The organism is Cupriavidus sp. GW823-FHT06D04, assembly GCF_058795055.1.
Window position 1 is genome coordinate 14295 of the sequence record NZ_JBXAHL010000018.1, and the last position, 26136, is coordinate 40430.

Annotated in this window: 22 protein-coding genes; 11 read left to right on the forward strand and 11 right to left on the reverse strand. The window is 64.4% G+C overall.

The window, feature by feature from the left end; translation table 11 throughout:
* Positions 1 to 11: 11 nt before the first annotated feature.
* Positions 12 to 1058, reverse strand: a complete 1047-nt coding sequence (locus tag AC1Q7H_RS21580) for a hypothetical protein (protein ID WP_249221270.1) — start codon at positions 1056 to 1058, stop codon at positions 12 to 14.
* Here AC1Q7H_RS21580 and AC1Q7H_RS21585 point away from each other — a divergent pair.
* The gene (locus AC1Q7H_RS21585; RefSeq protein WP_249221269.1) at positions 1057 to 1290 is read left to right on the forward strand and encodes a hypothetical protein; all 234 of its coding nucleotides are present in this window, start codon (positions 1057 to 1059) and stop codon (positions 1288 to 1290) included. The genes AC1Q7H_RS21580 and AC1Q7H_RS21585 overlap by 2 nt on opposite strands.
* Before the next feature lie 510 nt (positions 1291 to 1800).
* Here the strand turns inward: AC1Q7H_RS21585 and ppk1 are convergent.
* Positions 1801 to 3936, reverse strand: coding sequence for a polyphosphate kinase 1 (gene ppk1 / locus AC1Q7H_RS21590; RefSeq protein ID WP_153955853.1), 2136 nt, complete (start codon positions 3934 to 3936; stop codon positions 1801 to 1803).
* Positions 3937 to 4089: 153 nt separating this feature from the next.
* On the opposite strand from ppk1, the gene AC1Q7H_RS21595 reads away from it, so the two are divergent.
* From AC1Q7H_RS21595 to AC1Q7H_RS21615, 5 genes are all read left to right on the forward strand, one after another.
* On the forward strand, positions 4090 to 4419 hold the full coding sequence (locus tag AC1Q7H_RS21595) for a hypothetical protein (protein ID WP_013952656.1): 330 nt from the start codon (positions 4090 to 4092) through the stop codon (positions 4417 to 4419).
* A gap of 88 nt (positions 4420 to 4507) precedes the next feature.
* Positions 4508 to 4738, forward strand: coding sequence for a hypothetical protein (locus AC1Q7H_RS21600; protein ID WP_013952655.1), 231 nt, complete (start codon positions 4508 to 4510; stop codon positions 4736 to 4738).
* Positions 4739 to 6271, forward strand: coding sequence for a CYTH and CHAD domain-containing protein (locus AC1Q7H_RS21605; protein WP_492378642.1), 1533 nt, complete (start codon positions 4739 to 4741; stop codon positions 6269 to 6271).
* Between the two features lie 313 nt (positions 6272 to 6584).
* The gene (locus AC1Q7H_RS21610; protein ID WP_153955855.1) at positions 6585 to 7625 is read left to right on the forward strand and encodes an isocitrate/isopropylmalate dehydrogenase family protein; all 1041 of its coding nucleotides are present in this window, start codon (positions 6585 to 6587) and stop codon (positions 7623 to 7625) included.
* Positions 7626 to 7811: 186 nt separating this feature from the next.
* Positions 7812 to 9134 (forward strand): CitMHS family transporter, encoded by a 1323-nt coding sequence (locus AC1Q7H_RS21615; RefSeq protein ID WP_211981149.1) that lies wholly within the window; start codon positions 7812 to 7814, stop codon positions 9132 to 9134.
* Between the two features lie 131 nt (positions 9135 to 9265).
* Here AC1Q7H_RS21615 and AC1Q7H_RS21620 read toward each other — a convergent pair whose 3' ends face one another.
* The gene (locus AC1Q7H_RS21620; protein WP_153955857.1) at positions 9266 to 9619 is read right to left on the reverse strand and encodes a hypothetical protein; all 354 of its coding nucleotides are present in this window, start codon (positions 9617 to 9619) and stop codon (positions 9266 to 9268) included.
* A 177-nt stretch (positions 9620 to 9796) separates the two neighbouring features.
* Between AC1Q7H_RS21620 and AC1Q7H_RS21625 the strand changes: the two genes are divergently transcribed.
* Both AC1Q7H_RS21625 and AC1Q7H_RS21630 read left to right on the forward strand, forming a co-directional pair.
* Positions 9797 to 11020, forward strand: coding sequence for a polyhydroxyalkanoate depolymerase (locus tag AC1Q7H_RS21625; RefSeq protein ID WP_211982157.1), 1224 nt, complete (start codon positions 9797 to 9799; stop codon positions 11018 to 11020).
* 426 nt (positions 11021 to 11446) lie between these two features.
* Entirely contained in the window at positions 11447 to 12673 is a 1227-nt protein-coding gene (locus AC1Q7H_RS21630) for a cyanophycinase (RefSeq protein ID WP_013952650.1), read from the forward strand.
* On the opposite strand, the gene AC1Q7H_RS21635 is transcribed toward AC1Q7H_RS21630, so the two are convergent.
* Positions 12670 to 13968 carry an MFS transporter gene (locus AC1Q7H_RS21635; RefSeq protein ID WP_211981148.1) on the reverse strand — a complete coding sequence of 433 codons (1299 nt, stop codon included), beginning with the start codon at positions 13966 to 13968 and terminating at the stop codon, positions 12670 to 12672. The two genes, AC1Q7H_RS21630 and AC1Q7H_RS21635, sit on opposite strands and share 4 nt — an antisense overlap.
* A 435-nt stretch (positions 13969 to 14403) precedes the next feature.
* On the opposite strand from AC1Q7H_RS21635, the gene AC1Q7H_RS21640 reads away from it, so the two are divergent.
* Positions 14404 to 14847 (forward strand): cupin domain-containing protein, encoded by a 444-nt coding sequence (locus tag AC1Q7H_RS21640; protein WP_013952647.1) that lies wholly within the window; start codon positions 14404 to 14406, stop codon positions 14845 to 14847.
* Positions 14848 to 14926: 79 nt separating this feature from the next.
* Here the strand turns inward: AC1Q7H_RS21640 and AC1Q7H_RS21645 are convergent, their stop codons facing one another.
* Positions 14927 to 15574 (reverse strand): TetR family transcriptional regulator, encoded by a 648-nt coding sequence (locus AC1Q7H_RS21645; protein WP_013952646.1) that lies wholly within the window; start codon positions 15572 to 15574, stop codon positions 14927 to 14929.
* Between the two features lie 164 nt (positions 15575 to 15738).
* Here AC1Q7H_RS21645 and AC1Q7H_RS21650 point away from each other — a divergent pair, with 164 nt between their 5' ends.
* A complete protein-coding gene (locus AC1Q7H_RS21650; protein ID WP_211981146.1) occupies positions 15739 to 19026 on the forward strand; it encodes a bifunctional cytochrome P450/NADPH--P450 reductase in 3288 nt (1095 codons plus the stop codon).
* 39 nt (positions 19027 to 19065) lie between these two features.
* Here the strand turns inward: AC1Q7H_RS21650 and AC1Q7H_RS21655 are convergent, their stop codons facing one another.
* Both AC1Q7H_RS21655 and AC1Q7H_RS21660 read right to left on the reverse strand, forming a co-directional pair.
* On the reverse strand, positions 19066 to 20562 hold the full coding sequence (locus AC1Q7H_RS21655; RefSeq protein WP_211981142.1) for a M81 family metallopeptidase: 1497 nt from the start codon (positions 20560 to 20562) through the stop codon (positions 19066 to 19068).
* 29 nt (positions 20563 to 20591) lie between these two features.
* Complete coding sequence (locus AC1Q7H_RS21660) at positions 20592 to 21911, reverse strand: MFS transporter (RefSeq protein WP_211981140.1); 1320 nt, start codon at positions 21909 to 21911, stop codon at positions 20592 to 20594.
* Between the two features lie 137 nt (positions 21912 to 22048).
* Between AC1Q7H_RS21660 and AC1Q7H_RS21665 the strand changes: the two genes are divergently transcribed.
* Positions 22049 to 23014, forward strand: coding sequence for a LysR family transcriptional regulator (locus tag AC1Q7H_RS21665; protein WP_492381700.1), 966 nt, complete (start codon positions 22049 to 22051; stop codon positions 23012 to 23014).
* Positions 23015 to 23036: 22 nt separating this feature from the next.
* On the opposite strand, the gene AC1Q7H_RS21670 is transcribed toward AC1Q7H_RS21665, so the two are convergent.
* The 4 genes from AC1Q7H_RS21670 to AC1Q7H_RS21685 form a co-directional block, all read right to left on the reverse strand.
* Entirely contained in the window at positions 23037 to 23378 is a 342-nt protein-coding gene (locus AC1Q7H_RS21670) for a zinc ribbon domain-containing protein YjdM (protein ID WP_211981137.1), read from the reverse strand.
* A gap of 57 nt (positions 23379 to 23435) precedes the next feature.
* A complete protein-coding gene (locus tag AC1Q7H_RS21675; RefSeq protein WP_013952640.1) occupies positions 23436 to 23819 on the reverse strand; it encodes a hypothetical protein in 384 nt (127 codons plus the stop codon).
* A gap of 134 nt (positions 23820 to 23953) precedes the next feature.
* Positions 23954 to 24964 carry a Bug family tripartite tricarboxylate transporter substrate binding protein gene (locus AC1Q7H_RS21680; protein ID WP_211981135.1) on the reverse strand — a complete coding sequence of 337 codons (1011 nt, stop codon included), beginning with the start codon at positions 24962 to 24964 and terminating at the stop codon, positions 23954 to 23956.
* A 113-nt stretch (positions 24965 to 25077) separates the two neighbouring features.
* Positions 25078 to 26136: a beta-keto acid cleavage family enzyme gene (locus AC1Q7H_RS21685; RefSeq protein WP_211981133.1), complete on the reverse strand. Its 1059-nt coding sequence runs from the start codon at positions 26134 to 26136 to the stop codon at positions 25078 to 25080.

Here is a 26136-nt window from a genome sequence, read left to right on the forward strand (position 1 = left end):
ATCCAACCGGCTTACTTGACGCAGGCGAGGTTGACGGCGAGGCCTCCCCAATCGGTGGCCTGGTTGTTGTCGACCTGTACCTGCAGCTTGTCGTTGTGGCTGACGGTACCGGCCGGCACCTCTTCACTGCAGTTCTGCAGGCCGTTGGTGACTTTGCAGCTCAGATCCTTGACGGGCGTGAGGGTCACTGACGCGCCGGACCCCGTCACCTTGTACACCGAGATGTCCAGCGTGCCCTGCACCTTGCCGAGTGTGCTGGCAGTGAGCGTGACCTTGGTGCAATCGTAGGGGATCACGACGCCGAAGTCCGTCGGCAACGGCACCGCCCCGCCGGCGCCGGTCATGGCATAGCGGCCGCGGCTGAGCGTGTCTGGCACGTTGAAGTTGCCGTTGTAGACGGTGCCTGTCCCTGCGGTCGCGCCCGAGGTCGGCCACTTTCCGCCCGCCTTGGGACCGTACAGCGTCGAGGTCGTGGTGTCGAAATAGAAGTCGCCGTCGACGCCGATGTCGTCGGTCGGCGCACCGCTGCCGTACAGGATGTGACCGCCATTGCCTGCAGTGCCGCCACCGGTGCCGCCGGTGCCGCCGCTGCCGCCCGGCTGGGTGACCAGCGTGACCCCTGCCGGCCACACGTCATTGGCCTTGGGCCCGTACAGCGTCCAGGTGTTGGTGTCGAGGTAGTAGTCGCCATTGTTGCCGACACTGTTGGCTGGCGCCCCCGCGCCCGTCAGGACGACGCCGCCGCCGGTGCCCGACCCGGTGCCGCCACCCATCGGGACGCCCGGTGGCCACGTGCCGTTTGCCTTGGGCCCGAACAGGGTCGAGGTGGAGGTATTGATGTAGTAGTCGCCATTGTTGCCGACGCTGTCGGTCGGATCGACCGAGCCGGACAGGATGGTGTTCCCGGCCGTGCCGGTATTGCCGGTACCCGCCACCGAAACCCCTGCCGGCCACACGCCGTTTGCCTTGGGCCCGAACAGCATCCAGGTCACGGTATTCAGGTAGAAGTCCCCGTCTTTACCGATCTCGGGCCCGGGATCGGTGGTACCCGACAGCATGGCGCTGCTGCTGGCCGCGGTCTGCGTTGTTGGCGACGTGGGTGACGTCGGCGTTGACGTTGACGTGCCGGTGCCTGGTGCTGTAGTGGCGGCAGTGGTAGAGGTCGAGTCGCCCCCGCCTCCCCCGCAACCTGCGACCGTGATGACGAGACAGGCGAGCGGCAAAGCCGCCAGCTTCATGTGGATGCGTTTCATGGATGGACCCCTTTTCCTTGGCCTTTTGAGCACGTAAAATTCGATGGCTTTGGCGGCGCCAACGATGAGGTCAATCTAGCTGGCGGAATTGGAATGGAAAATCGGCTCTATGGACGAGGCCGCGGTTATACGGAATGGCATCCCGCGGCGCGGATGAAAATACGCCGCGCCACCGGCGCGCAGGATAATGTCGGAGCGCACGGCACTGGTCATGGGGAACAGTCGCCGCGAGGCTGTGGAATTCCCGTGAAGCCTTGCAGGACAAGGCATTGCCGGTCATGGAAAGTCGTTTCCGGAGGTTCCGGCAGGCACCGCGGAACTGGTATCCAGGGCGCCGAAAAATGCGGTCAATCCCCACTGGAGGGGAATGCTGGCGCGAGCTGAACGGCTTAGCGAGGAAGTAGTAGACAGGCCGCCAGAGCGATCGGAAAAAGTATGTATAGAAAATGAAACGTCATGGGCCACATCAACTATGCGGTGGCCTGCTTCGATCCGCGGATTCAACCGGCCATTCGCGAGCGGATGATGCGGCGCCCTTATGCAGGGCTCACGTCAAAGCCGACAGCAGGATATTCTGCGCAGCCTCGCCGTCACGCGAGGCCTGACGCTCGTATCTACCGTCCGGCGTCATCTGCCAGGCGTCACACCGGTCTGCCAGGTACGGCTTCAGCCCTTCCGCGATGACGCGTTCCTTCAACCTGGCATCGAGGATGGGAAAGCAGATCTCGATCCGCCGGGACAGGCTTCGTTCCATCCATTCACCGCTGGACAGCATCACCTTTTCCGCGCCGCCGTCGTGGAAATATAAGATGCGCGAGTGTTCGAGAAACCGGCCCATGACCGATTTCACCGCAATGTTCTCCGACAAGCCGGCAACGCCGGGGCGCAGCGCACAGGCGCCCCGGATGATCAGGTCGATACGGACACCGTCGCGTGAGGCGTCGTACAGCGCCTGGATCAGGTCAGGCTCCAGCAATGCATTCATCTTGGCAATGATCCATCCCTTGCGCCCGGCCCTGGCGTGCCCGGCTTCGCGCCGGATCGCCTCAAGCAATGCCTGCTTCATCGTGAAGGGCGATTGCCAGATATGGGTCATGCAATGGGTCTGGCCACGGCCGGTCAGCTGGCTGAACACTTGCGCCACATCCTGCGTCAGCGACTCATTGCATGTGAGCAATCCAAAATCCGTATAGGTGCGCGTGGTCTGGTGGTGATAGTTCCCGGTGCCTAGATGCACATAGCGCCGGAGTTTCCCACCCTCGCGTCGCAATACCATGACCATCTTGGCGTGCGCCTTGAAACCGACGACCCCATAGATGACATGCGCGCCGACTTCCTCCAGTTGCGTTGCCCAACCGATATTGGCCTCTTCATCGAAGCGGGCCAGCAGTTCCACCACGACCGTGACTTCCTTGCCGTTGCGCGCGGCTTCGATGAGTGCCGAGAGCAGGACCGAGTCGTGCCCGGCCCGATACACCGTCTGGCTGATTGCCACCACATCGGGGTCCTGTGCCGCCTGCACGACAAAGTCCACCACCGGTGTGAACGACTGGAACGGGTGATGCAGCAGGATGTCGCCCTCGCGAATGGCGCGGAAGATATCGGAATGCTCGTGCAGCACCTTCGGCAGGCCGGCCCGGAAAGGCAGGTACTTCAGTTCCGGCCGGTCCATCTGATCTGGCACCTGCATCAGGCGAACCAGGTTGACCGGTCCGTTGACGGAGAACACCTCGCTTGCCGCCAGGCCGAACTGCTGCTGCAGGAACGCAGTCATTGCCGGCGTGCAGTTATCAGCCACCTCCAGCCGGACCGCATCACCATAATGACGGTGCGGCAGTTCGCCTTGCAGCGCCTCGCGCAGGTTCTTGACCTCTTCCTCGTCCACGAACAGCTCGCTGTTGCGGGTCACGCGGAACTGGTAGCAGCCGCGCACCGTCATGCCACTGAACAGCTCGCCGACGTGGGCATGCAGGATGGAAGAAAGGAAAACAAAGCCATGCTCGCATCCGGCGATATCCGGTGGCAAAGCGATAACCCGCGGCAGCGCTCGCGGCGCCTGCACGATCGCATAGCCGGAGTTGCGCCCGAACGCATCCTTGCCCTCGAGTTCGACGGCGAAATTCAGGCTCTTGTTAAGCACCCGTGGAAACGGATGCGCCGGGTCCAGCCCGATCGGTGTCAGGACCGGCATCAGTTCGGCGAAGAAGAACTCCCGGATCCATTCCGCCTGCGTAGGGTTCCACGAGGGCCGCCGCAAAAAGCGGATCTGCTGCTCGGCCATGGCCGGAATCAGCATGTCATTGAACAGGCGGTACTGCTGATCAACCAGCTCCCGGACCCGTTGGTTGACCCTCGCATAGACCGCCTGCGGCGTCAGCCCGTCCGGGCCGGCCACCGGAGACTGAAGCAGGCACTGCTCCTTCAGGCCGGCCACGCGGATCTCGTAGAACTCATCCAGATTGCTGCTGAAGGTACACAGGGAACGCAGGCGCTCCAGCAGCGGCACCGCGGGATCGGCGGCCTGCTGCAGCACGCGCCCGAAGAACTCCAGCTGGCTGAGTTCACGGTTGATATAGAGCTCATTGCCATTCAGCAGGCCATCCGGATCGACCGGGGTGCCGAGGCGCTCCTCCCCCGCGTCCGTCGGCGACGCATTTTGCATGGGATCGGATTCGGGTTTCATGGTGTGAGTGCCTGTGCGGGGGAATCCTTCCAGATTCTAGCTGGCGTATCACGCATATCGGGGCGAATTGGATCGCACTGCTCCCGCGAAATACGTACCATCTTATGAGCATCCGATGCGTAGAATGATCTTACGCGCCCACTGGAGCTGCCGATGACACACGAAATACTCTCTGCGACCGAGACCACCCCGGACGGCCTGAAGCGCTTGATCGAGCATATTGGAGATGCTGCAGCGCAAGGGCACCTTGACCCGGAGTTTGTGCGCAAGCTGGCGAAGCGCATTGCCAACGAATTGCAGGAGATGAAAGCGACCAGGCTGCCGGGTGACCGCGAGCTTGCCGGGCTGGACGACGGCATAGAGGCCCTGCTGCTGGCCGCGGACCGCAAGTACGGCGCCAGGCTGACCCGATCACTGCAGAAGTTGCGGGAGCACGAAATCCCTTTCACCGGCGCGGAGTCGAATGGAGGCCAGCCGCACTAGCAGTGCCGCCTGGTGACGCAGTGAATTCACTAAGCAGGTAGTTCAATGATTTTGGTTGTGATTACCACCGCGGATAACCGTGGAACCTATGTCAAAGACTGACAAGAAGCGATACCTGAAAGCACTTAACCGGCGCCTGAAGAAAGCGTCGGCCGGAAAGTTCGATACGCTCTTTGTCTTCGACCCGCCCGGTTCGAAGCCGAAGAACGCCACGGGCGTAACAACCAGCGGCCCAGCCAGTGACGAGATCCTTGCAGTGATGAACGCAGTCCAGGCCAGCGTATACGCAAAATTCGAGGACACGGCAAAGCTCGGATAAATGGAACGCGAACTCAAGCTCGAGTTGCTGCAGGACCAGGCCGAAGGCCTGATCGGCTTGCCCCTGGTGTCGTCCTGCTGCGTGGAGCCGCCGCACGAGGACAGGCTCGTGAGCACGTATTTCGATACGTCGGATCTTGCCTTTCGGCGTATGCACGCATCGCTGCGCGTACGACAAGCGGGTGATCATTACGTGCAGACCTTGAAGACCTGTGGCACGCAGCATGGGGCGCTTTACGAGCGGGAAGAGTTTGAGTCGGTGGTTTCCGGAAATACGCCAGATCTTGGTGCACTACGAGACAAGCTGCCCGAGGGCACTGCGTTGGGGACGCTGCTCCGTGAAGGCGACCTGGCAGAACGCCTGAAGCCGATCTTCATCACGGATGTCCGGCGCACGGTCCTGCTGTTGCGCTTGCCACAGGGGGACGAGGTCGAACTGGCTGTCGATCGCGGCGTGGTCCGTGCGAACGATGCCACGGAACCAATCCGCGAGCTTGAGATGGAGATCCAGGCCGGGGAGCCGGCCCATCTGTCAGCGTTTGCCCTGCGGCTGCTCGACGCAGTGCCAATGCGCCTGAGCCGCGCCAGCAAAGGCGACCGTGGCTATGCACTGGTCGCTGACGAGGCCAATGAAGCGGTACGGGCGCAGCCCCTCAGGCTGGCCGACGCCGGGTCGGCGGAAGCGGTGTTTCAGTGCATTGCCCGGAACTGCCTGGCGCAAATCTCGGGGAACGAACGCGGCGTGGTCAACAGCTCCAATCCGGAAAGCGTGCACCAGATGCGTGTCGGCCTGCGTCGCCTGCGCTCGGCGCTTGATATCTTTGAGCCGCTGATTGCCTGCCCGCCGGCATTGCAAGCGGAACTCAAATGGATTGCGGATGAACTGGGCCCCGCACGCGACTGGGACGTGCTCGCCAACACCACCTTGCGTGAGGCGTTCGATGGGGCGCCGGAGGACGTGGGCGCGGGCGCGGTGCTTGCCGCGGCGAAGGCAGTCGCAGCCGATGCCCGGCAACGCGCGGCCCAGGCCGTGAATTCCGATCGTTACACCCGGCTGGTCCTGACGCTGAGCCATTGGCTGGGCAGCGCGGACTGGGACCATGGGCTGGACGAAGCGCAGCGCGCGGCACTTGCCGGATCCGCCAGGGACTTCGCGCTGACCACGTTGCGCAAGCGGCAACGCAGGCTGCTCAAGCGGGGCCGAGGCATGGCCAGGCTCGATGAGCAGCGGCGCCATCGTGCGCGTATCGCCGCAAAGAAGCTGCGCTACGCGACCGAGTTCTTTGAATCCTTGTTTGCCGCGAATAAGTTGCGCCGCTATCGCCGGCAACTGTCGCGCCTGCAGGATGACCTGGGATGGCGCAATGATATGGCGGTCGCAAAGGGACTGTTGCTGCGCCTGGGGACAGAGCGGCAGCAACTTGCGATTGGCTGTGGCTATGCGCGCGGCTATATCGCAAAGGGTGTCAGCGTTGACAGGCAGCCGCTGCGCCGCTTCTGGAAACAATTCAAGGCGGCGCGCCTGCCCGCTTAGCGCGGCTTCCGGACATCGGCGCACGTTCATCGTCGCGGCCAGTCCCTGCGCACTGCAGCGAAGACGATTTCACCGTCGCCGGCCCCGATTCGTCAGCCGGTCCCCGCCAGCAGAGTTTGTCGCCCTCAGCGTAAACCCCAATGACATAGCCGGCACATTGACAGTTTCCTGACAGCCTTCCCCGCCTAGAATCGGGCCCCTGGTTAGCCGGATCGGCCGCGAACGCCGGATTCCCCGCCAGGGACGAGAAACACAGCCTCCCTGGCCCCGGCTGGCCGGCCAGCGAAACGCTCAATTCACGACAGGAACGCAAATGGAAAACGGTGCACGCGAACAGATCCCGGCCACGCTGATCCCCGGCGACGGGATCGGTCCCGAAGTCGTCGACGCCACCGTCCGGGTGCTGGATGCGCTTGGCGCCCCATTTGCCTGGGATATCCGACGGGCGGGGATGGCAGGCGTCGAATACAGCGGCGATCCCTTGCCCGAAGACACGCTGGACAGCATCCGCCGCACCGGCCTGGCCCTGAAGGGGCCGCTGACCACGCCGGTGGGCGGCGGCTTCCGCTCGGTCAATGTGCGCCTGCGCGAGGCGTTCAACCTCTATGCCAATGTGCGCCCGGCCCGCACCCTGGTGCCGGGCCGCTTCGAGAATATCGACCTGGTGCTGGTGCGCGAGAACGTCGGCGGCTTCTATGTGGCCCATGACTACTACATCCCGGTCGGCGACGACCCGCATGCGGTAGCGGTGTCCACCGGCACCAACACGCGCGACGCCTGCCGGCGCATTGCCCGCTTCGCCTTCGAGTACGCCGTCAGGAACGGCCGCAAGAAGATTACCGTGGTGCACAAGGCCAATATCCTGAAGGCGCTCACCGGCATCTTCCTGGAAGCGGCGCGTGAAGTCGCCCAGGACTATGCCGGCCGCGTGGACATGGACGACATTATTGTCGACGCCTGCGCCATGCAGCTGGTGCTCAACCCGTGGCGCTTCGACATGCTGCTCTGTACCAACCTGTTCGGCGACATCCTGTCGGACCAGATCGCCGGCCTGGTTGGCGGGCTTGGCATGGCGCCGGGCGCCAACATCGGCGACGACGCTGCGATCTTCGAGGCGGTGCACGGCTCCGCGCCCGACATCGCCGGCAAGGGCATTGCCAACCCCATCTCGCTGATGCTGGCGGCCGGCCTGATGCTCGACCACGTGGGCCGACAGGACCTGGCCACGCGCCTGCGCTCAGCCATCGAGCTGACGCTCAGCCAGGACCAGGTGAAGACCGGCGACCTGCACGGCACGGCCTCCACGCTGCAGTTTGCGGACGCGGTAGTGAAACGCATCGAATCCGCCAACTGAGCCACACCCGCGCGGCCCGCCTGGGCCAGCGCACAAGACTGCCTCCCTCCGCGGTCATTCCATACCCGGCACGCCCTGCCGTGCCGGCGGGATCGGCCTCGCCCTTGACCTCGTGCGCCAGACGGACGCACACACACCCGCCCCCAAGCGCCCACGCTGCAGGGCGGCAAAGAGATACAGAGAAAGATGTTGACCCTGCTCGCCTATTCGATGGTGATCGTGTTCATGGCACTGATCATGACCAAGCGGCTCTCCGCCATGGTGGCGCTGATCCTCGTTCCGATTGCGTTCGCCGCGATCGGCGGTTTCGGCCCGGAACTCGGCCCGATGATGCTGGACGGCGTCAAGAAGCTGGCGCCGACCGGCGTGATGCTGATGTTCGCCATCCTGTATTTCGGCCTGATGATCGATGCCGGGCTGTTCGATCCGGTGGTGCGGGTGATCCTGAAATTAGTGGGCGGCGATCCGGTCAAGATCATCATGGGCACCTTCGTGCTGGCCGCGCTGGTGTCGCTCGACGGCGACGGCTCGACCACTTACATGATCACCTGCGCCGCGATGCTCCCGCTCTACAAGCGCCTGGGCATCAGCCGGCTGGTGCTGGCCTGCGTGATCATGATGGCGGGCGGGCTGATGAACATCCTGCCCTGGGGCGGCCCGACCGCGCGTGCCGCCAGCGCGCTGGGCGTGGACGTGGGCTCGCTGTTCGTGCCGATGATCCTGCCGATGATTGTCACCGGCATGTGGGGCCTGTTCGTGGCATTCCTGCTCGGCCGCCGCGAACGCAACCGGCTTGGCACCATCGCACTGATGCGCACCGGGGCCGGTGATGACGGCCATGCCATGCCGGAGGCTGCCGCCGGCGATCCGCAGATCGCCAGGCCGAAGCTGCTGTGGTTCAACCTCCTGCTGACCATCGCCCTGATGGTGCTGCTGATTCTCGGCACCTTGCCGCTGCCTGCGCTGTTCATCATCGCATCCGCCATCGCGCTGATGGTCAACTACCCGAGCCTGCACGAACAGAAGGAGCGCATGGGCGCGCATGCCGCCAACGTCGTGCCGGTGGTGTCGCTGATCTTCGCCGCCGGCATCTTCGTCGGCATCCTGTCGGGCACCAAGATGGTCGACGCCATCGCCAACAGCGTCATCAGCGCCGTGCCGGACTGGATGGGCCCGTACATGGCCCTGGTGACCGGGGTGTTGAGCATTCCGTTCACGTTCTTTGTCTCGAACGACGCGTTCTACTTCGGCATCCTGCCGATCCTGGCCAAGGCTGCCGCCGTCTATGGCATCGGCGCGGCGGAGATCGGACGCGCCTCGCTGATCGGGCAGCAGGTTCACCTGCTGAGCCCCCTGGTCGCGTCGACCTACCTGCTGGTCGGCCTGGCTGAGGTCGAATTTGGCGATCACCAGCGCTATACGCTGCTCTGGGCGCTGTCGGCGGCCGTGGTCATGATGCTGGCCACTGTTGCGTTCGGCGTGATTCCGGTCATTGGCCGGGCAGCGTGACAGCGAGGAAGCGGGACCGGGCGGGTCAACCACATCCGCCTGCCTGACGTTTTACCCGAACGCAACTTGCAAAAATTTACAAATAGCCTGGCAGACGGTCCGGCTGGGTCCGCCCTTCTGGCAATAGAGGATCACATATCGCCGGCACATAAGGCCACATTCGCATCGAATGATCCCGCCAGCCTTCCTTCGTTGCCAGGGACGTATGCAAAGCGTTGCAATAGGGTTAGATCGAATATGTTACTGAATGTAAATGGCGTAACTTGATTACAAGCTGTACCGCTGGCATTGCGACGCCAATGCTGGTGGCTTGAGTAGTGGGGGGCATCATGCAGCATTCCAGCCGATTCGCGTGCGACCTGGGCCGCGCGCATCAGTCCGGCCGCAACGGCCGCCACGGCAACACCGGTGCTTCCCGCAGCCAGTCCATTCGACATCGACGGCACCTGAGCCGCGCGCAGCACTTCTGGGTGCACCAGCGCCACCTTCCCACCTACGCACCCGCGGCAGAAGCCTGTCGCCCGCCCGCCCACCTTGCACGAAGCCGGCCGTGCGGCTGTCGGGCACGCCAACTGCGCTGAAGCCCGCATTGCGCAGCACCCGGTTTGCCGGCCCCTGCGCCAGAACAACACACCAACCAATTCAAAAAGGCGGGAATCGCCATGGCGCTCTATGCTCTGCGGGAACTCACGCTGCAGTCCCTTGGCCCGCTCGGGGCGATGATCGAAGCAGGTTATCGCGCAGTCAATTTCTGGGGCGAGTCGGTCGCCTGGCTTCCGGGACTGCGCGAGGCCGACGCCGCGCTTGAGTTGTTCACCCGGCTGACCAAGTCCTACGGGAAACCTCGCTTTGAGATCGACGAGGTCTTGGTACGTGGGCAACGGGTGGCCGTCACCGAGACCGCGCTCATCGAAGAGCCCTTCTGCCGGCTGCTGCATTTCAGGAAGGACATGTCCAGTCCTGGCCCCCGGGTGTTGCTGGTGGCGCCGCTCTCCGGCCACTACGCCACCCTGCTGCGCCCGACGGTCGAGGCATTGCTGCCCGGTCATGATGTCTATATCACCGACTGGGCCGATGCGCGCGTGGTCCCGCTTGACGCCGGGCACTTCGATCTTGGCGGCTATGTCGATTACCTGAAAAAGTTCTTGCGATACCTCGGCGCCGGCACGCATATCGTGGCGGTTTGCCAGCCCGGGGTCCCGGTGCTTTGCGCGGTCGCCCAGATGGCCGAAGACAACGAGCAGGTGCAGCCCCGCTCCATGACCCTGATCGCCGCGCCGATCGACACCCGCGTCAGCCCGACGGCGGTCGACCAGTTCGCGCGGCAACATTCGCTGGCGTGGTTCGAGGCCAACGTCATCGAACGGGTGCCCGCCGGCTACCCGGGAAACGGGCGCCGGGTGTATCCGGGCTTCCTCCAGCTTGCAGGCTTCGTATCGATGAACGTCGCACAGCACGCCGGTGCTCATCTCGACTTTTACCGCCACCTGGTCGATGGCAGGCAGAGCGAGGCAGCCAGGCATCGCAAGTTCTATGACGAGTACAACGCCGTACTCGACGTGCCGGCCGAGTACTACCTGGAAACCATCCAGAAGGTTTTCCTGGAGCATCACCTGTGCCGCGGCTGCATGGAAGTCGGCCAGCGCCGTGTCTACCCCGAGGCCATTAGGAACGTTTCATTGCTGACCATCGAAGGCAGCGACGATGACATCACCGGTCGCGGCCAGACCGAAGCGGCTCACGCGCTCTGCGCAGGCCTTGCCGCCGACCGGAAAGAACACCTGGTCGTCGACGGCGTGGGTCACTACGGCACCTTCGCCGGCCAGCGTTTCCGGGAGTCCATCCTGCCTGCCATGACGCAGTTCATTCAGCGGTGCGCAGACTGAGCGCTGCGTCGCATTGGCGAGGCCGGTTGCGCAAGCTTCCAAGCCGGGGGACTGGCAAGCAGTGCAACGCCTGCGTATGCCAGCGAACAGACCTTTCCGATTGCCGTGGCACCCTTGCTCTCAAGGCGATCCGGCATGCGAAAGCGCTGCCAGTAGTGACCTTTGAAAGCTGGCCGCGATAGGGGCTTTGTTGCTGGTGGTCGTTTCTGCCTCACCGCATCTGCTGCCGCGGTCAGCGTCGGCTGGAGTTTTTGTGCGCCAGCGTCTATAACGGAACGCCTGCACGTCCCGCACCCGTGCTCGGAGTAACGGCGGGAGCTTTTGCCTGGTGACGTGACATCCGCCAGCCCTTCCAGGGATCTGGCGCGTTGCTTTTCTGTCGTCACCGAGTTGTACAAAGAAGATAGCGGCAGGGGGTGTCACGTCATGGAATCCATTTCGAAGTTCACCCAGCGTTGCAGGATGTTGGGGTACTACGCGGTCGCCTGCATCAGCGTGGCCCTCGGGGTGCTGATTCCCCCTGCGCTTGCAGGTGACAAGACTACCGCCTCCTACAGCTACTTCGTAACCGGCACAAAGTACTTCGAGACTGGCAATCCGGTGCCGGTGCAGACCCTCCCCACACCGCAGCCACAGGCGGTGCAGCCGGTGGTCATCATGGGTGGCGGGCCCGATGTAGACGGCGCGTATCGCTGGATGATTCAGCAAGCGGGCATTACGAAAGCAACGGGCGGCCGCCTGGTCGTGATTCGCGCGACCGGCACCGACGCTTACGACCCTTACTTCTATTACAGCAACAAGAAGAACGCGACCGATATGCCCGCGGTGGACGGGTATGTCGGTGGCGCGTACCTCGGCCTGACTGCGGCGGAAACGCTGGTTATTACCGACACTGCCGCGGCGAATGACCCGTTTGTCAATGCCGTTGTCGGCAGCGCGAACGCGTTGTGGATTGCGGGCGGCGACCAGAGCAACTACATCAAGTTCTGGAAAGGTACGAAGCTCAACGCGACCATCGCCGCGCTCATGCAGCAGAACGTACCTGTTGGCGGCACCAGCGCCGGGGCCAACGTGCTGGGGCAGTTCGTTTTCTCCGCCATCGAAGGGACGGTCACATCGACGCAGGCGCTGAGCGATCCGTACAACAAGTACATGACATTTGACCCGAAAGGGTTCTCCGGGCCCAGTTTCCTGAACGCTACGGCACTGGACGATACGTTCGTCGATCCGCACTTCGACTCGCGCGATCGCATGGGCAGGCTGGTCACGTTCCTGTCAAGAAGCATTGCGCCATGGTCCGGTTCAGGCTGCGAGGGCGGAGTCCTGAAGAACCCGTCGGCCGCCCGCGGGATTGGCCTTGACGTCGAGACAGCATTGCAGATTCAGAAGATCTCAGGCCGTTTCATTGCACAGCGCGTCACCAACCTGTCCACGACATCGCCCAGCGCTGTTCACTTCCTGAGGCCACTGACTTCGCCCGCGGTCTGCGCGCCCGGCAAGCCGCTAACCATCTACGGCGTCCATGTCCAGCGGCTGGACGACGAGACTGTCTTTGATATGACAAACTGGTGGAACGGCGGCAGCGCGGGAATCGAAGCGTATGTCGTTGACGAGAACGCCGGCATCCAGAGCCCGGCCACCATACATTACTAGGGCCTGTTCGCCTCCTCCGCCAGCGCCTGGACCTCCGGGCCTGGTTCGCCATCCCTGGTAGCAATCAGTGCTTTCGGCGTCAGCGGGATCAAAAGCAGGATCATTGCGTACACCACGGTAGTCGCGATCACACAATATGTGAAACCGTGCGTTGGGCTGCTGTTATAGATCCATGAGCCCAGGAGATCGCCGGCACGCGCCGAGAGCGCGAGAACGCCATCCACCAGCATCATCAAGGTTCCTTGCAGGCCTGGCGGACAGGACCGCATCGCGAGATCGAAGTATGCTGCCGTGGCGACACCGCCCATCAGCCCTATCGGTGCCGCCAAGACAAGGGCAAGATTGGCCGAGTGAATGAATGCCAGCGGAATCATCTGCGGCACTGCGACGATCGTTCCCCACCACAGCAGCTTGTTCAGCGATACCTTCTTGCACAAGAAGCCATACAGCAAGAATGTCGGGATGAAGGCGGCGGCAAAGATCCCGTTGTAGTACGAGTAAACGGAATCCGATGCATGCAGCTCATTGCTCAGATAGAACTGCAGCGGCGTGGCCGCTCCTGGCGCAAAGTTCCACAGAAAGCAGATGAGGACCGCTGGATAAACAGCCTTATGTTTCACCAGCCGCCTGACATTGCCAACGAGATCCGAGCCCCTGGCTTGCGGCTTCTCGTAAAGATGGCCGAAGACGGAAACGGGCTTCCAGAGCCCCAACAGGGCAATCGACAAGGCGAACATCGCCACCAGGAGGAAGGCTTCTTTTGCAGCCAGATGATCGGAGATGTACCCGGAGGCGAACGCTGCCGCAACAACCGGGACCGAGCCGACCACGTTCAACAGTGCACTCAGGCGCCCGGACATGAGCTTCTCCTGGCCCACCAGAGCGATCAGCCCCTGATACGCTGCGGCGATAAACCGGGACGACAGCATTGCCAGCAGCAACCCGATGACCAGTCCCGCGTATGAGAAACCTGAAAACGCCATCCAGATGAATGCCACTGCGGTCACCGGAGCGAAAATCAGGAAGAAACCGCGATCCCGCAATCCCAGCGGGCTCCATTGGTCGCGCGCGAGACCAAAAACGAACGCAAGATACACCGGTATTCCCGTCACCAGCCGGAATATCGAGATCTGCGTTGCGGTCGCATGCAACTGGTTCTTGAGCAGGTACGACGTCTGTATATCCACCAGGGAACCGGCTGGTGTTGCCAGAGCGATGAACAGGGTCAGGCAACCGAAATACAGCAGGGTTCGGTCGCTGCCCTCGGAACCATCATGACCAGAAGCGGCCAGCATTTTCGTCGCTCAGCGTTGCACGTATCAGATGTCCCACGCCAGGCGAATCCGCTCGCGAATGCCAGCCAGGCGCTCGACCGGCTCATTGGCAAATACGAAGCGCAGGTTCCGGGCCATCCATCGGCGTGGCCGCCACCTCGCGGATCGTATGTGACGCCGGATGATGTCATCCCTTCTTTCTCTCAACTCCATTGAAATGGGAAAACGAGCCAGGGGCAAGTGACATTGCGCATGGAAGCAATGTTTGCTGACGCACATTGGCCGCGGCAATCCTCGCTTCCTGGCGATGACTTCCCATCGTGGGGCGCCTAAGATTGCCAGACATCAAAAAGGGGCACCGCCTGGCACCGTGGCCGGCTCGCTTTGGAGCGACCGCATGCCTCAGACCTGGCTACCCTCTCCACGGCGACGTTCTCACTGACGGAGCAGAGAAACATGAAACCAGAACCATTTGCAGTGACTCCGGATGCGTATGCACGCGCGCTCAACGTGGTAGGGGAAAGGATCACGGTGCTGGCGTCCAATGCCGCCACGCAAGGTTATGAGGTATTTCTGCAGCAGGGCGAAGAAGGCAGTGGCCCACCGCCCCATAGCCATGACTGGGACGAATCGTTCTACGTTACCAGGGGGACGATCGAGATCGGCTATGGCGATCAAGCGATCACTGCTGTCGCTGGCACCTTTGTTCATGTGCCGGCGGGCACCGTGCATTACTTCCGGTTCGGCATCGGCGGCGGCGAAATGATTTCAGTCACCAGCCACGGCGGAAGCGCATCGCGCTTGTTCACGCGGCTCGATGAGGAAATTCCGCCAGGCGCGCCAGACATGGAGAAGCTATTGGCGGTGGCGCAAGAGTGTGGCATCAAAATTTCAGGGTGAGCGCTGCCCGGACACACCCCCTCGCTTCGACCGCTGCCTCGGCTGAGGTTCTTCCTTCTGCGTGTTTCGCCGCAACCTGCTACGCAGCCACGGCCTTGCGCTCCCTGCCTGATTTCGTTCCCGGCTGGGCATTCGGCCCTGCCGCGCCCTGCAGCAGCCAGCAGCTCAACTGCACCGAGCGCGCCATCAGCCTGCGCCGTCCGGCAGCATCGGCTTCGATGTAGTCGACGCATTGATGGAATAGGTAGGAAACGACGTACGCGCAGACGTCGTCAATGGCCGGGCGTGAGAGCTTGGGACACAACCCCAGCCGTTCGATGTCTTCCGCCATCTCGGCGGCGATGTCATCCAGCACCGTGCGAATGGCAACGCGAAGCGCGGGCTGCGGGCCCGTGATCCCGCACACACCAACGATGAATGCATCCGGGTGATGCTGCGCGTACAAGAACAGGGCTTCGCACGCACGCGTGGCCACTTCACCCGGGTTGTCGCGGGCAGCGGCCCATCGGACCGCACGCAGCATCGGCCGCAGTTCGGCGCTTACCTCGGCCATGGCGGTGATGGCCAGGTCTTCCATGTCGCTGAAATGCCGGTAGAACGTGTTGGGATTCAGGCCGGCCTCGCGCGCGATCTCGCGCAGCTTGAGTGCCGCAAAGCTGCGCTTGGCTGCGGCCAGCCGCAACGCGGCGTCGATCAGGCGGCGTTTGCCGTCGGCAATGGCTTCCATGAATGCGGTTTAGTAGCAGGACTCGGTTTTTGCCCGACATGCTTCGTTGACAGCATGTCTACAGTTGTCTACGCTTGCGCCGGTAGACAGATGTCTACGTTAAATGAAACGGCCGCACGTGGCAAATCGCGTGTCAGCGCCCGTTCAGGAGACACCGCCCTGCCATGCCGCCGCCCATTGAGCTATCCAGCCCCGACCAGGCCTCCGACGCGCAGCATCCATCCCCTGCCCGCCCCATGCATGCCCCCAACCCTGAGCCCATCCCGCGCGACCCGGGTTGGCCGCTGGTGGGCAACCTGCTGCAGATCACACCCGGTGCGCTGGGCCAGCACCTGCTGGCGCGCAGCCGCCATCATGACGGCATCTTCGAGCTGAATTTCGCCGGCCGGCGCGTGCCGTTTGTGACGTCGGTGGCACTGGCCGGCGAGTTGTGCGATGCCGCGCGTTTCCGCAAGTACATCGGCCCGCCGCTGTCCTACCTGCGCGGCATGGCCGGCGATGGCCTGTTCACCGCACGCTCCGACGAGGCCAACTGGGGCAAGGCGCACCGCATCCTGATGCCGGCGTTCAGCCAGCGCGCGATGAAGGGCTACTTCGACGTCATGCTGCGCGTGGCCAACCGGCTGGTGGACAAATGGGACCGGCAAGGCCCGGATGCCGATATCGCCGTCGCGGACGACATGACGCGGCTGACGCTCGATACCATCGCGCTGTCCGGCTTCGGCTACGACTTTGAATCGTTCGCCAGCGCAAACCTGCACCCCTTCATCGAGGCCATGGTCGGCGCGCTGGAAGAGGCGATGTCCAAGCTGACGCGCTTTGCCCTGCAAGACCGCTTCATGCATGCGGCACACCAGAAGTTCGACCAGGACACCCGCTTCATGCGCGACCTGGTTGACGACGTGATCCGGCGGCGGCGCGCGGGCAACGCGGCGCAACGCCGGGGCGGCACGGCCAACGACCTGCTCGGCCTGATGCTGGAAGCGCGGGATCCGGACACCGACCAGCGGCTGGACGACGAGAACATCCGCAACCAGGTGATCACGTTCCTGATCGCGGGTCACGAGACCACCAGCGGGCTGCTCACCTTCGCGCTGTACGAACTGCTGCGCAACCCGGGCGTGATGGCACAGGCTTACGCGGAGGTGGACGCCGTGTTGCCCGGCGACGCTGCGCCGGTCTACGCCGACCTGGCGCGGCTGCCGGTACTGGACCGCGTGCTGAAGGAAACGTTGCGCCTGTGGCCCACCGCGCCCGCCTTCGCCGTAGCGCCGTTTGAAGATACGCTGCTGGGCGGCCGCTACCTGATCCGCAAGGACAGGCGCCTGTCGGTGGTGCTGACCGCGCTGCACCGCGACCCCAAGGTGTGGGCCGACCCGGAACGCTTTGACATCGACCGTTTCCTGCCTGAGCAGGAGGCAAAGCTGCCGCGCCACGCCTACATGCCTTTCGGCAACGGGGAGCGTGCCTGCATCGGCCGCCAGTTTGCGCTGACCGAGGCCAAGCTGGCACTGGCGCTGATGCTGCGCAATTTCCAGTTCACCGATGCGCACGATTACCAGTTCCGCATCAAGGAAACGCTGACGATCAAACCCGACGGATTCACGGTGCGTGCGCGCCGGCGCCGGCCGCATGAGCGCATCGCCGCGGCGCCGGTCGCCGGGACCGCGCAAGCGCCGCAGGCGGGCCCTGATGTGCAGGGCGGCGGCAGGCCGCTTGCCGTGCTGTGCGGATCCAGCCTTGGCACCGCGCGCGAACTGGCTGAGCAGGTGCATACCGGCGCGCTGGCGGCGGGCTTTGATGCGACGCTGCGCGACCTGGACGATGTGGCCGACGCGCTCCCGACCACCGGCCTGGCCGTCATCATCGCCGCCACCTATAATGGCCGCGCGCCGGACTCGGCAAGGCGCCTCGAAGCGCTGCTCGATAGCGGCGCCGCCAGCGGCTACCGCGCAGAAGGGCTAAGCGTGGCCGTGTTGGGCTGCGGCAACTCGCAATGGCCGACGTACCAGGCCTTCCCGCGCCGGGTCTATGAATTCTTCACCAACGCCGGCGCCAGTCCGCTGCTGCCGCGTGGCGAAGCCGACGGCAACGGCGACTTCGACCAGGCCGCGGAACGCTGGCTGGCCTCGCTGTGGCAAGCCTTGCAGGCCGGTGACAGCGTCGGCGGGCCGGCCCACGGAACGCCGCCGGTCCGGGTGCAGATGAGAGACGTCGCCGAGATCCGCGCGTCCACGCTGCCGGCAAACACCCAGGGCTTCACGGTCCTGGCCAACACCGAGCTGGTGAACGATCCATCCGGCCTGTGGGACTTCTCGCGCGAGGCGCCGCGAACTTCCACGCGCGATATCCGCCTCAGGCTGCCCGCAGGCGTGCGCTACGCCACGGGCGACCACCTCGCCGTCTATCCGCAGAACCAGCCCGGGATGGTCGCGGCCCTGTGCGAGCGGATCGGCATCGACCCGGACGCCATCGTCACCTTGTCCGCCTCCGGCGGGGCCGCGCGCGGCCTGCCGCTGGGCGAGGCCCTGTCCGTGCGGCAGCTGCTGACCCATTTTGTGGAACTGCAGGACGTGGTGTCGCGCCAGACCTTGCGCCTGCTGTCGCAGTCTTCGCGCTGCCCGGTCACGCGCCAGGCCCTGCAGCAGCTGGCCTCGGACGACGCCAAGAGCGGGTACGCCGCCCAGGTGGCACCGCGCCGGCTCGGGCTGGCCGACGTGCTGGACCGCTTTCCCGCCATCGAGTTGGACCTGGCCGGCCTGCTGGCTTGCACCGTGCCGATGCGGCCGAGGTTCTATTCGATTGCCTCATCGCCGCTGGTCTCACCCGACGTGGCAACCATCACCGTCGGCACGGTCTGGTCTGCGGCGCTGTCGGGCCGCGGACTCTTCCGCGGCGTGGCTTCTACCTGGCTGCAGGGCCTGGCGCCCGGCGCCATGGTGGCGGGCGCCATCCGCACGCCCAATCCCGCCTTCGCTCCTGCGGCGGACCCGGCCACGCCCATGATCCTGATCGGCCCCGGCACGGGCATTGCCCCGTTCCGAGGCTTTCTTGAGGAGCGGGCCGCGCAACAGGCGGCCGGCCAGCCGGTGGCCCCGGTGCAGCTGTACTACGGGTGCCGCCACCCCGCGCACGACTGGCTGTACCGCGACGACGTGGCGCGCTGGCAGGCACAGGACGTGGTGCAGGTCCACCTGGCCTGTTCCGTCGTGGATGGCGAGCCGCGCTACGTGCAGGACCTGTTGTGGCAGCGCCGTGCCGATGTCTGGGCCCGGCTGAACCAGGGTGCGATCGTCTACGTGTGCGGCGACGGCCGCCACATGGCGCCCGCGGTCAGGCAGGTGCTGATTCAGATCGGCGCAGAGCAAGGGGGGATGACACCAGAGGCTGCGTCGGACTGGCTGGCGGAGTTGGTCAGCACGGGCAGGTACCGGCAGGATGTCTTCAACTGACGCCCCGCCGGGTCGCTCGGTCGCGTCGCTGGCGCGGTACTAGCCCTGGAAGGGCTTGCCCATCGGCTTGAGACGGATGCCGGGGGCAAGCCTGGTCCAGGGCAGGTCTGCGGGATCCGCCGTCATCGGGCCGGGCGCCTTGGCCACCAGCACGGCGTGCGCGATGCCCTGGAAATCGGCCCGGAAATGCACCGAGCTCTTGTTGACGAGAATCTTCATGGCCTCGGGCTCTACCCCGCCTACGCGGAACAGGTTGCGGTCCAGCATCTGGGCCTTGCCGGCACTGACGACCACCAGCACATCGTCGATACTCAACAGCGCGACGGGCCCGACATCGGCCAGCATGCCGTTCATCATCGGCCCGCCGTAGCGGCATACGCCATCGGAGAGCTTCAGCACCTCGAAGCGCCCCCGCAGCGGCTCGTCACCGGGCACCCCGGAAACACCGCCGAGAGCGACGTCGATGGTGGCTCCCACGCCGGCGCGGTGCGCCTCGGCCGCCACGGCCGGATCCCAGATCAGCCCGATGGCCGCGTGCCGCGCGCCGTGGCGCAGCAAGGCGCGCAGAATGCCCGTGGTGTTCGAATCGCCGCCGGCCCCGGGATTGTCCTGCGTGTCGGCAATGACCACCGGGCGCGTCGCCCCCTCGGCCAGCCGCATGGCCTCGAGCACTGCTTCGTCCGGCGAGAGGAACGGGACCTCCCAGGCAGGCTCATCCGCCAGCATCCGGTCGTACAAGGCCTGCACCGCCGCGTCGACCGCTGCGGCATCCTCGCCGTATCCCCAGATCACCGGCCCGCATTCCGGGAAATCGGCTGCGGGAAAGCCCGGCGCGAACGACAGCGACACCACGGCGCCGCTTTCCCCTTGCTGCAGCAGCGAATACATGGCGCGGGCAGGCTCCAGCATTGTGCACATGCCGTTGATCGGGATCAGGAAGGGCAGCCGGCGCACTGCGCGATGCAGCGGCCCCCTGCCCTCCAGCAAGCGCTGCAGCAATGCCGCGGCCCGCTCGCCGGTCTCGGCCATGTCCACGTGCGGATACGTACGATAGGCCACCAGTGCGTCGGCGGCCTCTAGCATCGCCCGCGTGACGTTGGCATGCAGATCGAGCGACGCAACCACGGGCACGCCCGGCCCCGCCACGGCACGGATGCGCGAGAGCAAGGTGCCTTCGCCATCGTCCGTATGTTCGGCAACCATCGCGCCATGCAGGTCCAGATAGACCGCATCGAATCCGCCGGCGCGCGCGGCCTCGACGATTTCGCCGGCAATGCGCTCGAACGCATCCTCAGTCACGTGCGCGGATGGGCTGGCGCCGGCCCAGATCACCGGCAGCAGCGTCCAGCCGCGCCGCTCTGCCGCGGCAATGAAGCCGCCGGCCGGAATGTTGACGTCGCGCAGCGACAGCACGTCATAGCCACGCACCATCGCCGGAAAGCCCTCGCCGCGCTCGAAGCTGGCATAGGTGGCCTTTGACGGTGCAAAGGTATTGGTCTCGTGCTGAAATCCGGCGATCAGAATCCGTGTTGCCAATGTTGTCTCCGTAAGTTGAATGGCCAGCCTCAGGCGGGCGAGACCGCGCCCTGGGGCGATGGCATCCGGTTGGCTACCAGTACGGCCGCTCCGGCCATCAGCAGCGCCACCATCACCAGCAGGCCGGCCTGCATGCTGCCGGTGGCGGTGCGCACCGCCCCAATGATGGTCGGGCTCAGGAAGCCGCCAATCAGGCCGATGGTATTGATCAGCGCGATACCACCCGCGGCGGCATCGCCCTTCAGGTATTGCGACGGAATCGCCCAGAACACCGTGTAGGCGGCCCACATCATCGCCGTGGCGACGGTCATGCAAAGCAATGACAGCGGCAGGTTTCCACTCGACACCGTGGCCAGGGCCAGCGCCACGGCGCCGACAAATGCGGGGACCGCGCTGTGCCAGCGGCGCTCGCCGCGACGATCCGAGCTGCGGCCGATCACGACCATGGCAATCGCCGCCGCCATGTACGGAATCATCGAATACAGCCCGATCTGCATGGTGTCCGTGACGCCGTCGGCCTTGAGGATCGACGGCAGCCAGAAGCTCACGGCATAGATGCCGCAGATCATCGTGAAGTAGGCAAAGGCCAGCAGGTAGACACGCCGATCGCGTGCCACCTGGCCGAATGACTGGTGGCCGCCTGCCGGCACCTGCAGTTCAGCCGCCAGCATGCGCTTCTCTTCGTCGCTGAGCCACTTCGCCTCGGCGGGCCTGTCGGCCAGCACGCGCAGCGCCAGGGCACCGAGCAGCACGCAAGGCAGCCCTTCGACCAGGAACATCCATTGCCAGCCCGCCAGGCCATGCGCGCCGGACAGGCCTGTCATCAGCCACGTGGACAGCGGCGAGCCGAAGATCCCGCCGATGGGCCCGGCCAGCATCACCACGGCCATCACGCGCGCCATGCGCCGCTGCCCGTACCAGTAGGTGAGATAGAAGATCATGCCCGGTGCAAAGCCGGCCTCGAACACGCCGAGCAGAAAGCGCAGCACATAGAACGTGGTCTCGTCACGCACGAACATCATGCCCGCGGAAGTGATACCCCACAGCACCAGGATGCGGCTGATGGTCTTGCGGGCACCAATCCGGGGCAGCAGCAGGTTGCTCGGGATTTCGAACAGGACGTAACCGAAGAAGAAGATGCCGGCGCCCAGCCCGTACACCGCATCGGAAAAGCCGAGATCGCTTTGCATCTGCAGTTTGGCAAAGCCGATATTGACGCGATCCAGGTAGGCAAAGGTGTAGCAGAGCAGCAGGAACGGCAACAGGCGCCAGTTCAGCTTGCGGTACAGCGCCTGCTGCGCGGCGCTGGCGTACTTCGGCGTGGTACGTGGGGGCAGGGTTGCGGACATGTCGGTCTCTCCCGTGGTCGGCTCTATCTCTTGTGGATGCGATGTCGTTCAGGGTCGATCCTCTGGCATATGAAAAAACAGAGCAAGAGCAACTTAAGTCCGCTATCGTTGCCCTATTGGCAACAGCGGGATCCGACATGCGGGAACTGAACCAGCGCAGGCTGCGCTATTTCCACGAGGTACTGACACATGGCTCGATCCGTGGTGCGGCCGACAGCATCAACACCTCGCCATCGGTGATCACGCGCCAGATCCGGCTGCTGGAAGAGGAGGTCGGCGCGCCGCTGTTCGACCGCCATGCACGCGGGGTGCAGCCGACCGAAGCCGCAGTACACCTGCTTGAGTACTGGCGCGGCTGCCGCGCACAGCAGGAGCTCTTCGAGGACCGCCTGCAGGCCTTGCGCGGCCTGCAGCACGGCCAGGTGCGCATCGCCACCAGCGAGGGCTATGTCGACGGACTGATGGACGAAGTGCTGACGGATTTCTGTGCGCGCTATCCCAGGCTCGACGTGACCGTCGACATCCTCCCGGTCAACAACGTCCTGCAAGAGGTAGCGGAAAGCCGCGCGCATATCGGGCTGGCCTACAATCCGCCTGCGCATGCCGATATCACCTGGGTTGCCACGTCATCGCAACCGGTGGTGCTGCTGGTGCATGCCGGGCATCCCCTGGCACGCCGGGGCGGCAAGGTCGACGTGCGCGAACTGGGCGACTACCCGCTGGCGATGATGCCGCCGGCATTCGGACTCGGGCAGGTCGTGCAGATGCTGGCCTACACGGAGAATGTCCAGATCCGCCCGACGCTGACCACGAACTCCCTGGCCGTGCTGCGCCATTTCGTGAAGCGGCATGATGGCATCACGCTGATCGGCGGGTTCGCGGCCTATCGTGAATTGCAGTCCGGCGAACTGGTTACGCTGCCTATCGCCCATCCGCTGTTCGAGGCCGCCAAGGCACGTCTGCTGGTGAAGACAGGCCGCCCGATGGGCGTGGCCGCGAATACGCTGCTGGACTGCATCCTGCGCGACATGCAGATGTTCGCGACAGCCCGTTCGCGCAGTCGGGGACGACCCCGTCCAGGAAGCCGCCGCGCAGGTGACTGAGCGGCGAAGGTGCAACGCCCGGTCAGACCTTCCTGACGAACTCCGATTTCAGGCTCATGGCACCAAAGCCGTCGATCTTGCAGTCGATATCGTGGTCACCGTCGACCAGGCGAATGTTCTTCACCTTGGTACCCATCTTGACCACACCGGCCGACCCCTTCAGCTTCAGGTCCTTGATGACGGTGACGGTGTCCCCATCCTGCAGGACATTGCCTGCCGCATCGCGATACACCCTGGCTTCCGATTCGGTCGGCGCCGCGGCCTGCGCCGACCATTCATGCGCGCATTCCGGGCAGATGTAGAGGCCTCCGTCTTCATAGGTGAACTCGGAATGACATTTTGGGCAGGGAGGCAAAGCGCTCATGGGGACTCTCGGGTGTCTGGCCAGGGCCGTAAAGGAGCAGAAGTATACCGCCCCGGCCTATGGCAACATATCGGGCGGCAGCACGCTCCATCCCGAAACGCTGCCGGACGTCGTCAGGCGTTGGCTCCTGAGGACGCCGTTCTCGTCGAACTCGAAGAAAACCGTCGACGACCGGATCGCGCCGCCGGCGAACAGCGGGCCAATGAACGGGATAAAGCTCTCAGGGTGCGGCCTGGAGGCCGCAAACGAATAGATCAGGATGGTTGACCCGTTGACCAGGGTAGTCTGCGACGAGGGCTTCCCCAGCTGGCTGGTAACGTCGTCGAGGGTGGAGAAACCGAGCAGGAAGTTCGACATTTGCTCCTGTTTCACCTCGACGCCCGTCGATACGCAGGCGGCCAGCATGACGCAAGTCACAATCAATGCGTGAGCAGGCTTCATGTCGTCACCGCCATACTGTTTGCGCCGTGACGGGAACGCGCTGGAGGCGCCCGGCAGGCCATTCAGAAAGCATACAACTTTGCTGAACGCTGCGCCGAGGCGCCCGCAGGGCGCCTGCCCTCCTTGCCGGCCCCCTACTCCGGCACGAAATGTATCGACCGCAGCAACTCCGCCTGCCGATCATGGGCGGCGCGCGCCTCCCTGGACAGCGCCTCGCTGCTGAGCGGCTGCCCGGCGTCCATGCCCATGGCCTCCACGCGCTCGCGGTAGCCGGGCTGCTGCACGATGGCCAGCGTGGCGTTGCGGATCCTTTCCTGCACCGCCGCCGTCACGTCCGGTGGCAGCCACACCCCCATCCAGCTGGGCTCCGTCATCGCCGCGAAGCCGACTTCGGCGAAGGTCGGCACATCCGGCAACGCGGGGATGCGCTTGGGATACGCCACGGCATAGGCCTTGAGCTTGCCGGACTTGATCAGCGGCAGCGACGTGGCCAGGCCGTCGAACATCAGCGGCACATGGCCGCCCATCACGTCCTGCAGCGCGGGCGGCGATCCCTTGTAGCCGACATGGTTCATGTTCACGCCTGCCAGGCGGTTGAACTGGACGCCGATGGTCTGCCCGCGCATGCCGGCGGCATAAGAGGCATAGTCGATCTGCCCGGGCTTGCTCTTGATGTAGGCAAGCAATTCGCTGAAGTTCTTCGCCGGCAGCTTGGGGTTGGCCACCAGCACCAGCCCGGTACGGGCCACCTGGGCAACGGGTTTCAGGTCCTTGAAAGGATCGAACGAGACCTTCAGCGCCAGCGGCGTCTCGGAGACGATGCCGCCCTGGATCAGCAGCAGTGTATGCCCGTCATGCGGTGCGGAAAGCAGTGTGTTGACGGCGATCGCCCCGGCGCCGCCAGGCTTCTGCTCGACAATCACCGGCTTGCCCAGCGACTGCGTCAGCCCCTCGGCCAGCAGGCGCCCGAGGAAATCGGCGGTGCCGCCGGCGGGGCCGCCGACCACGATCTTGACCACCTTGGTTGGCCACGCCTGGGCCTGGGCGGTCGATGGAAGCGCAGCCGGCAGCGCCACCGACAGCGCCAGGCCGAACATGCATGACAGCGACGCCCTGCGGCGCGCCGACGGTTGTGCTTGATTCATGGTTGTCTCCAATGTGCGAGGGTTGTTCAGGGCAGCAGCCGGCTTCATCGTGAGCCGGTGCTTTGCCACCCTTGCCCTTCTGCTGGCGGATCGCCAATGCCAACCGGCCCGGGTCAGGCGGCCTTGCGCAGGAAGCCCTGATTGCCGCCATTGCGGTTCGGCGCGAAGCCGTTGGCCTCCAGCGTCTCTTCGACGGTGTCGTAGAACACGCCGATCTTCTGGATTTCGCGCGCTTCCTGGGCCGTTGCCACCTTGCGGCCAAATTCGCCCGCGATGCGCACCAGCTGCTCGATCTGCTTCACCGTGCTCATCTTGGCCGTGCGCGACTGGTTCCAGAGGCAGTCCTCGGTTCCGCATCGCACATGCAGGCCCAGGGCAATCCCCATCATGTTCACAGGCAGCACGTTGCGCACGGAGCTTTCGACGGTCAGCACCGCGCCATCCGGGACGGCGCGAACGATGTTGGCGAGGTTGAAGACGCTGGGCGCATCCATGCCGCCGCTGATCGCCACCCAGTTCATGACCAGCGGGCCCTTGTACACGCCGCGCCGGATCAGCCGCTCAACGGATTCGAAGCTGTTGATGTTGTAGCACTGGAATGCGCTCTGGATGCCGGCAGCGGAAAGACGCCGGATGTGCTCTTCGACCCAGCCCGGCTGGGCGGGAACCGTCATTTCCTTGTACGCATTGAAGATCGCGGGGTTCTCTCGCGAGGTGCCCTTGAAATCCGCGAGTTCCGCATGCTCCGTCACGTTCATCTGCGACGTGTTTACCGTGACGGTCACCTGGTCCGGAACGGGGTCGAGTTCGGCAAGCATGTGGCGCGTGTCGTCGGACAGCCACTTGGCGGCATCCCCCTCGTTTTCCGGCGCAAAGCTGATCGATCCGCCCACCTGGATGATCATCTCCGGCACCGCCTTGCGCACCCCGGCGATCAGCTCGTTGAACTTGGACAGACGCTTCGAGCCTTTGCCGTCAAGCTCGCGCACATGCAGGTGCAGCACAGTCGCACCGGCGTTGTAGCAGTCCACGGCCTTCTGGATCTGGTCTTCCATCGTCACGGGGATGTCTTCCGGGAAATCGGACGGCAGCCAGCCCGGTGCGTAGGGTGCCGCCGTGATGATCAACGGCTGCTGGTTTTCAGGGAACAGGGATCCATCGAGGTAATTCAC

Bases quoted from the DNA above. Each gene is read 5' to 3' on its own strand.
- AC1Q7H_RS21665 (WP_492381700.1), top strand. From the start codon at position 22,049: ATGCGGGAACTGAACCAGCGCAGGCTGCGCTATTTCCACGAGGTACTG.
- AC1Q7H_RS21595 (WP_013952656.1), top strand. From the start codon at position 4,090: ATGACACACGAAATACTCTCTGCGACCGAGACCACCCCGGACGGCCTG.
- AC1Q7H_RS21675 (WP_013952640.1), bottom strand. From the start codon at position 23,819: ATGAAGCCTGCTCACGCATTGATTGTGACTTGCGTCATGCTGGCCGCC.
- ppk1 (WP_153955853.1), bottom strand. From the start codon at position 3,936: ATGAAACCCGAATCCGATCCCATGCAAAATGCGTCGCCGACGGACGCG.
- AC1Q7H_RS21585 (WP_249221269.1), top strand. From the start codon at position 1,057: ATGGCGCTGCTGCTGGCCGCGGTCTGCGTTGTTGGCGACGTGGGTGAC.
- AC1Q7H_RS21660 (WP_211981140.1), bottom strand. From the start codon at position 21,911: ATGTCCGCAACCCTGCCCCCACGTACCACGCCGAAGTACGCCAGCGCC.
- AC1Q7H_RS21650 (WP_211981146.1), top strand. From the start codon at position 15,739: ATGCCGCCGCCCATTGAGCTATCCAGCCCCGACCAGGCCTCCGACGCG.
- AC1Q7H_RS21605 (WP_492378642.1), top strand. From the start codon at position 4,739: ATGGAACGCGAACTCAAGCTCGAGTTGCTGCAGGACCAGGCCGAAGGC.
- AC1Q7H_RS21635 (WP_211981148.1), bottom strand. From the start codon at position 13,968: ATGCTGGCCGCTTCTGGTCATGATGGTTCCGAGGGCAGCGACCGAACC.
- AC1Q7H_RS21630 (WP_013952650.1), top strand. From the start codon at position 11,447: ATGGAATCCATTTCGAAGTTCACCCAGCGTTGCAGGATGTTGGGGTAC.
- AC1Q7H_RS21615 (WP_211981149.1), top strand. From the start codon at position 7,812: ATGTTGACCCTGCTCGCCTATTCGATGGTGATCGTGTTCATGGCACTG.
- AC1Q7H_RS21580 (WP_249221270.1), bottom strand. From the start codon at position 1,058: ATGCTGTCGGGTACCACCGATCCCGGGCCCGAGATCGGTAAAGACGGG.
- AC1Q7H_RS21670 (WP_211981137.1), bottom strand. From the start codon at position 23,378: ATGAGCGCTTTGCCTCCCTGCCCAAAATGTCATTCCGAGTTCACCTAT.
- AC1Q7H_RS21625 (WP_211982157.1), top strand. From the start codon at position 9,797: ATGGCGCTCTATGCTCTGCGGGAACTCACGCTGCAGTCCCTTGGCCCG.
- AC1Q7H_RS21640 (WP_013952647.1), top strand. From the start codon at position 14,404: ATGAAACCAGAACCATTTGCAGTGACTCCGGATGCGTATGCACGCGCG.
- AC1Q7H_RS21680 (WP_211981135.1), bottom strand. From the start codon at position 24,964: ATGAATCAAGCACAACCGTCGGCGCGCCGCAGGGCGTCGCTGTCATGC.
- AC1Q7H_RS21600 (WP_013952655.1), top strand. From the start codon at position 4,508: ATGTCAAAGACTGACAAGAAGCGATACCTGAAAGCACTTAACCGGCGC.
- AC1Q7H_RS21610 (WP_153955855.1), top strand. From the start codon at position 6,585: ATGGAAAACGGTGCACGCGAACAGATCCCGGCCACGCTGATCCCCGGC.
- AC1Q7H_RS21645 (WP_013952646.1), bottom strand. From the start codon at position 15,574: ATGGAAGCCATTGCCGACGGCAAACGCCGCCTGATCGACGCCGCGTTG.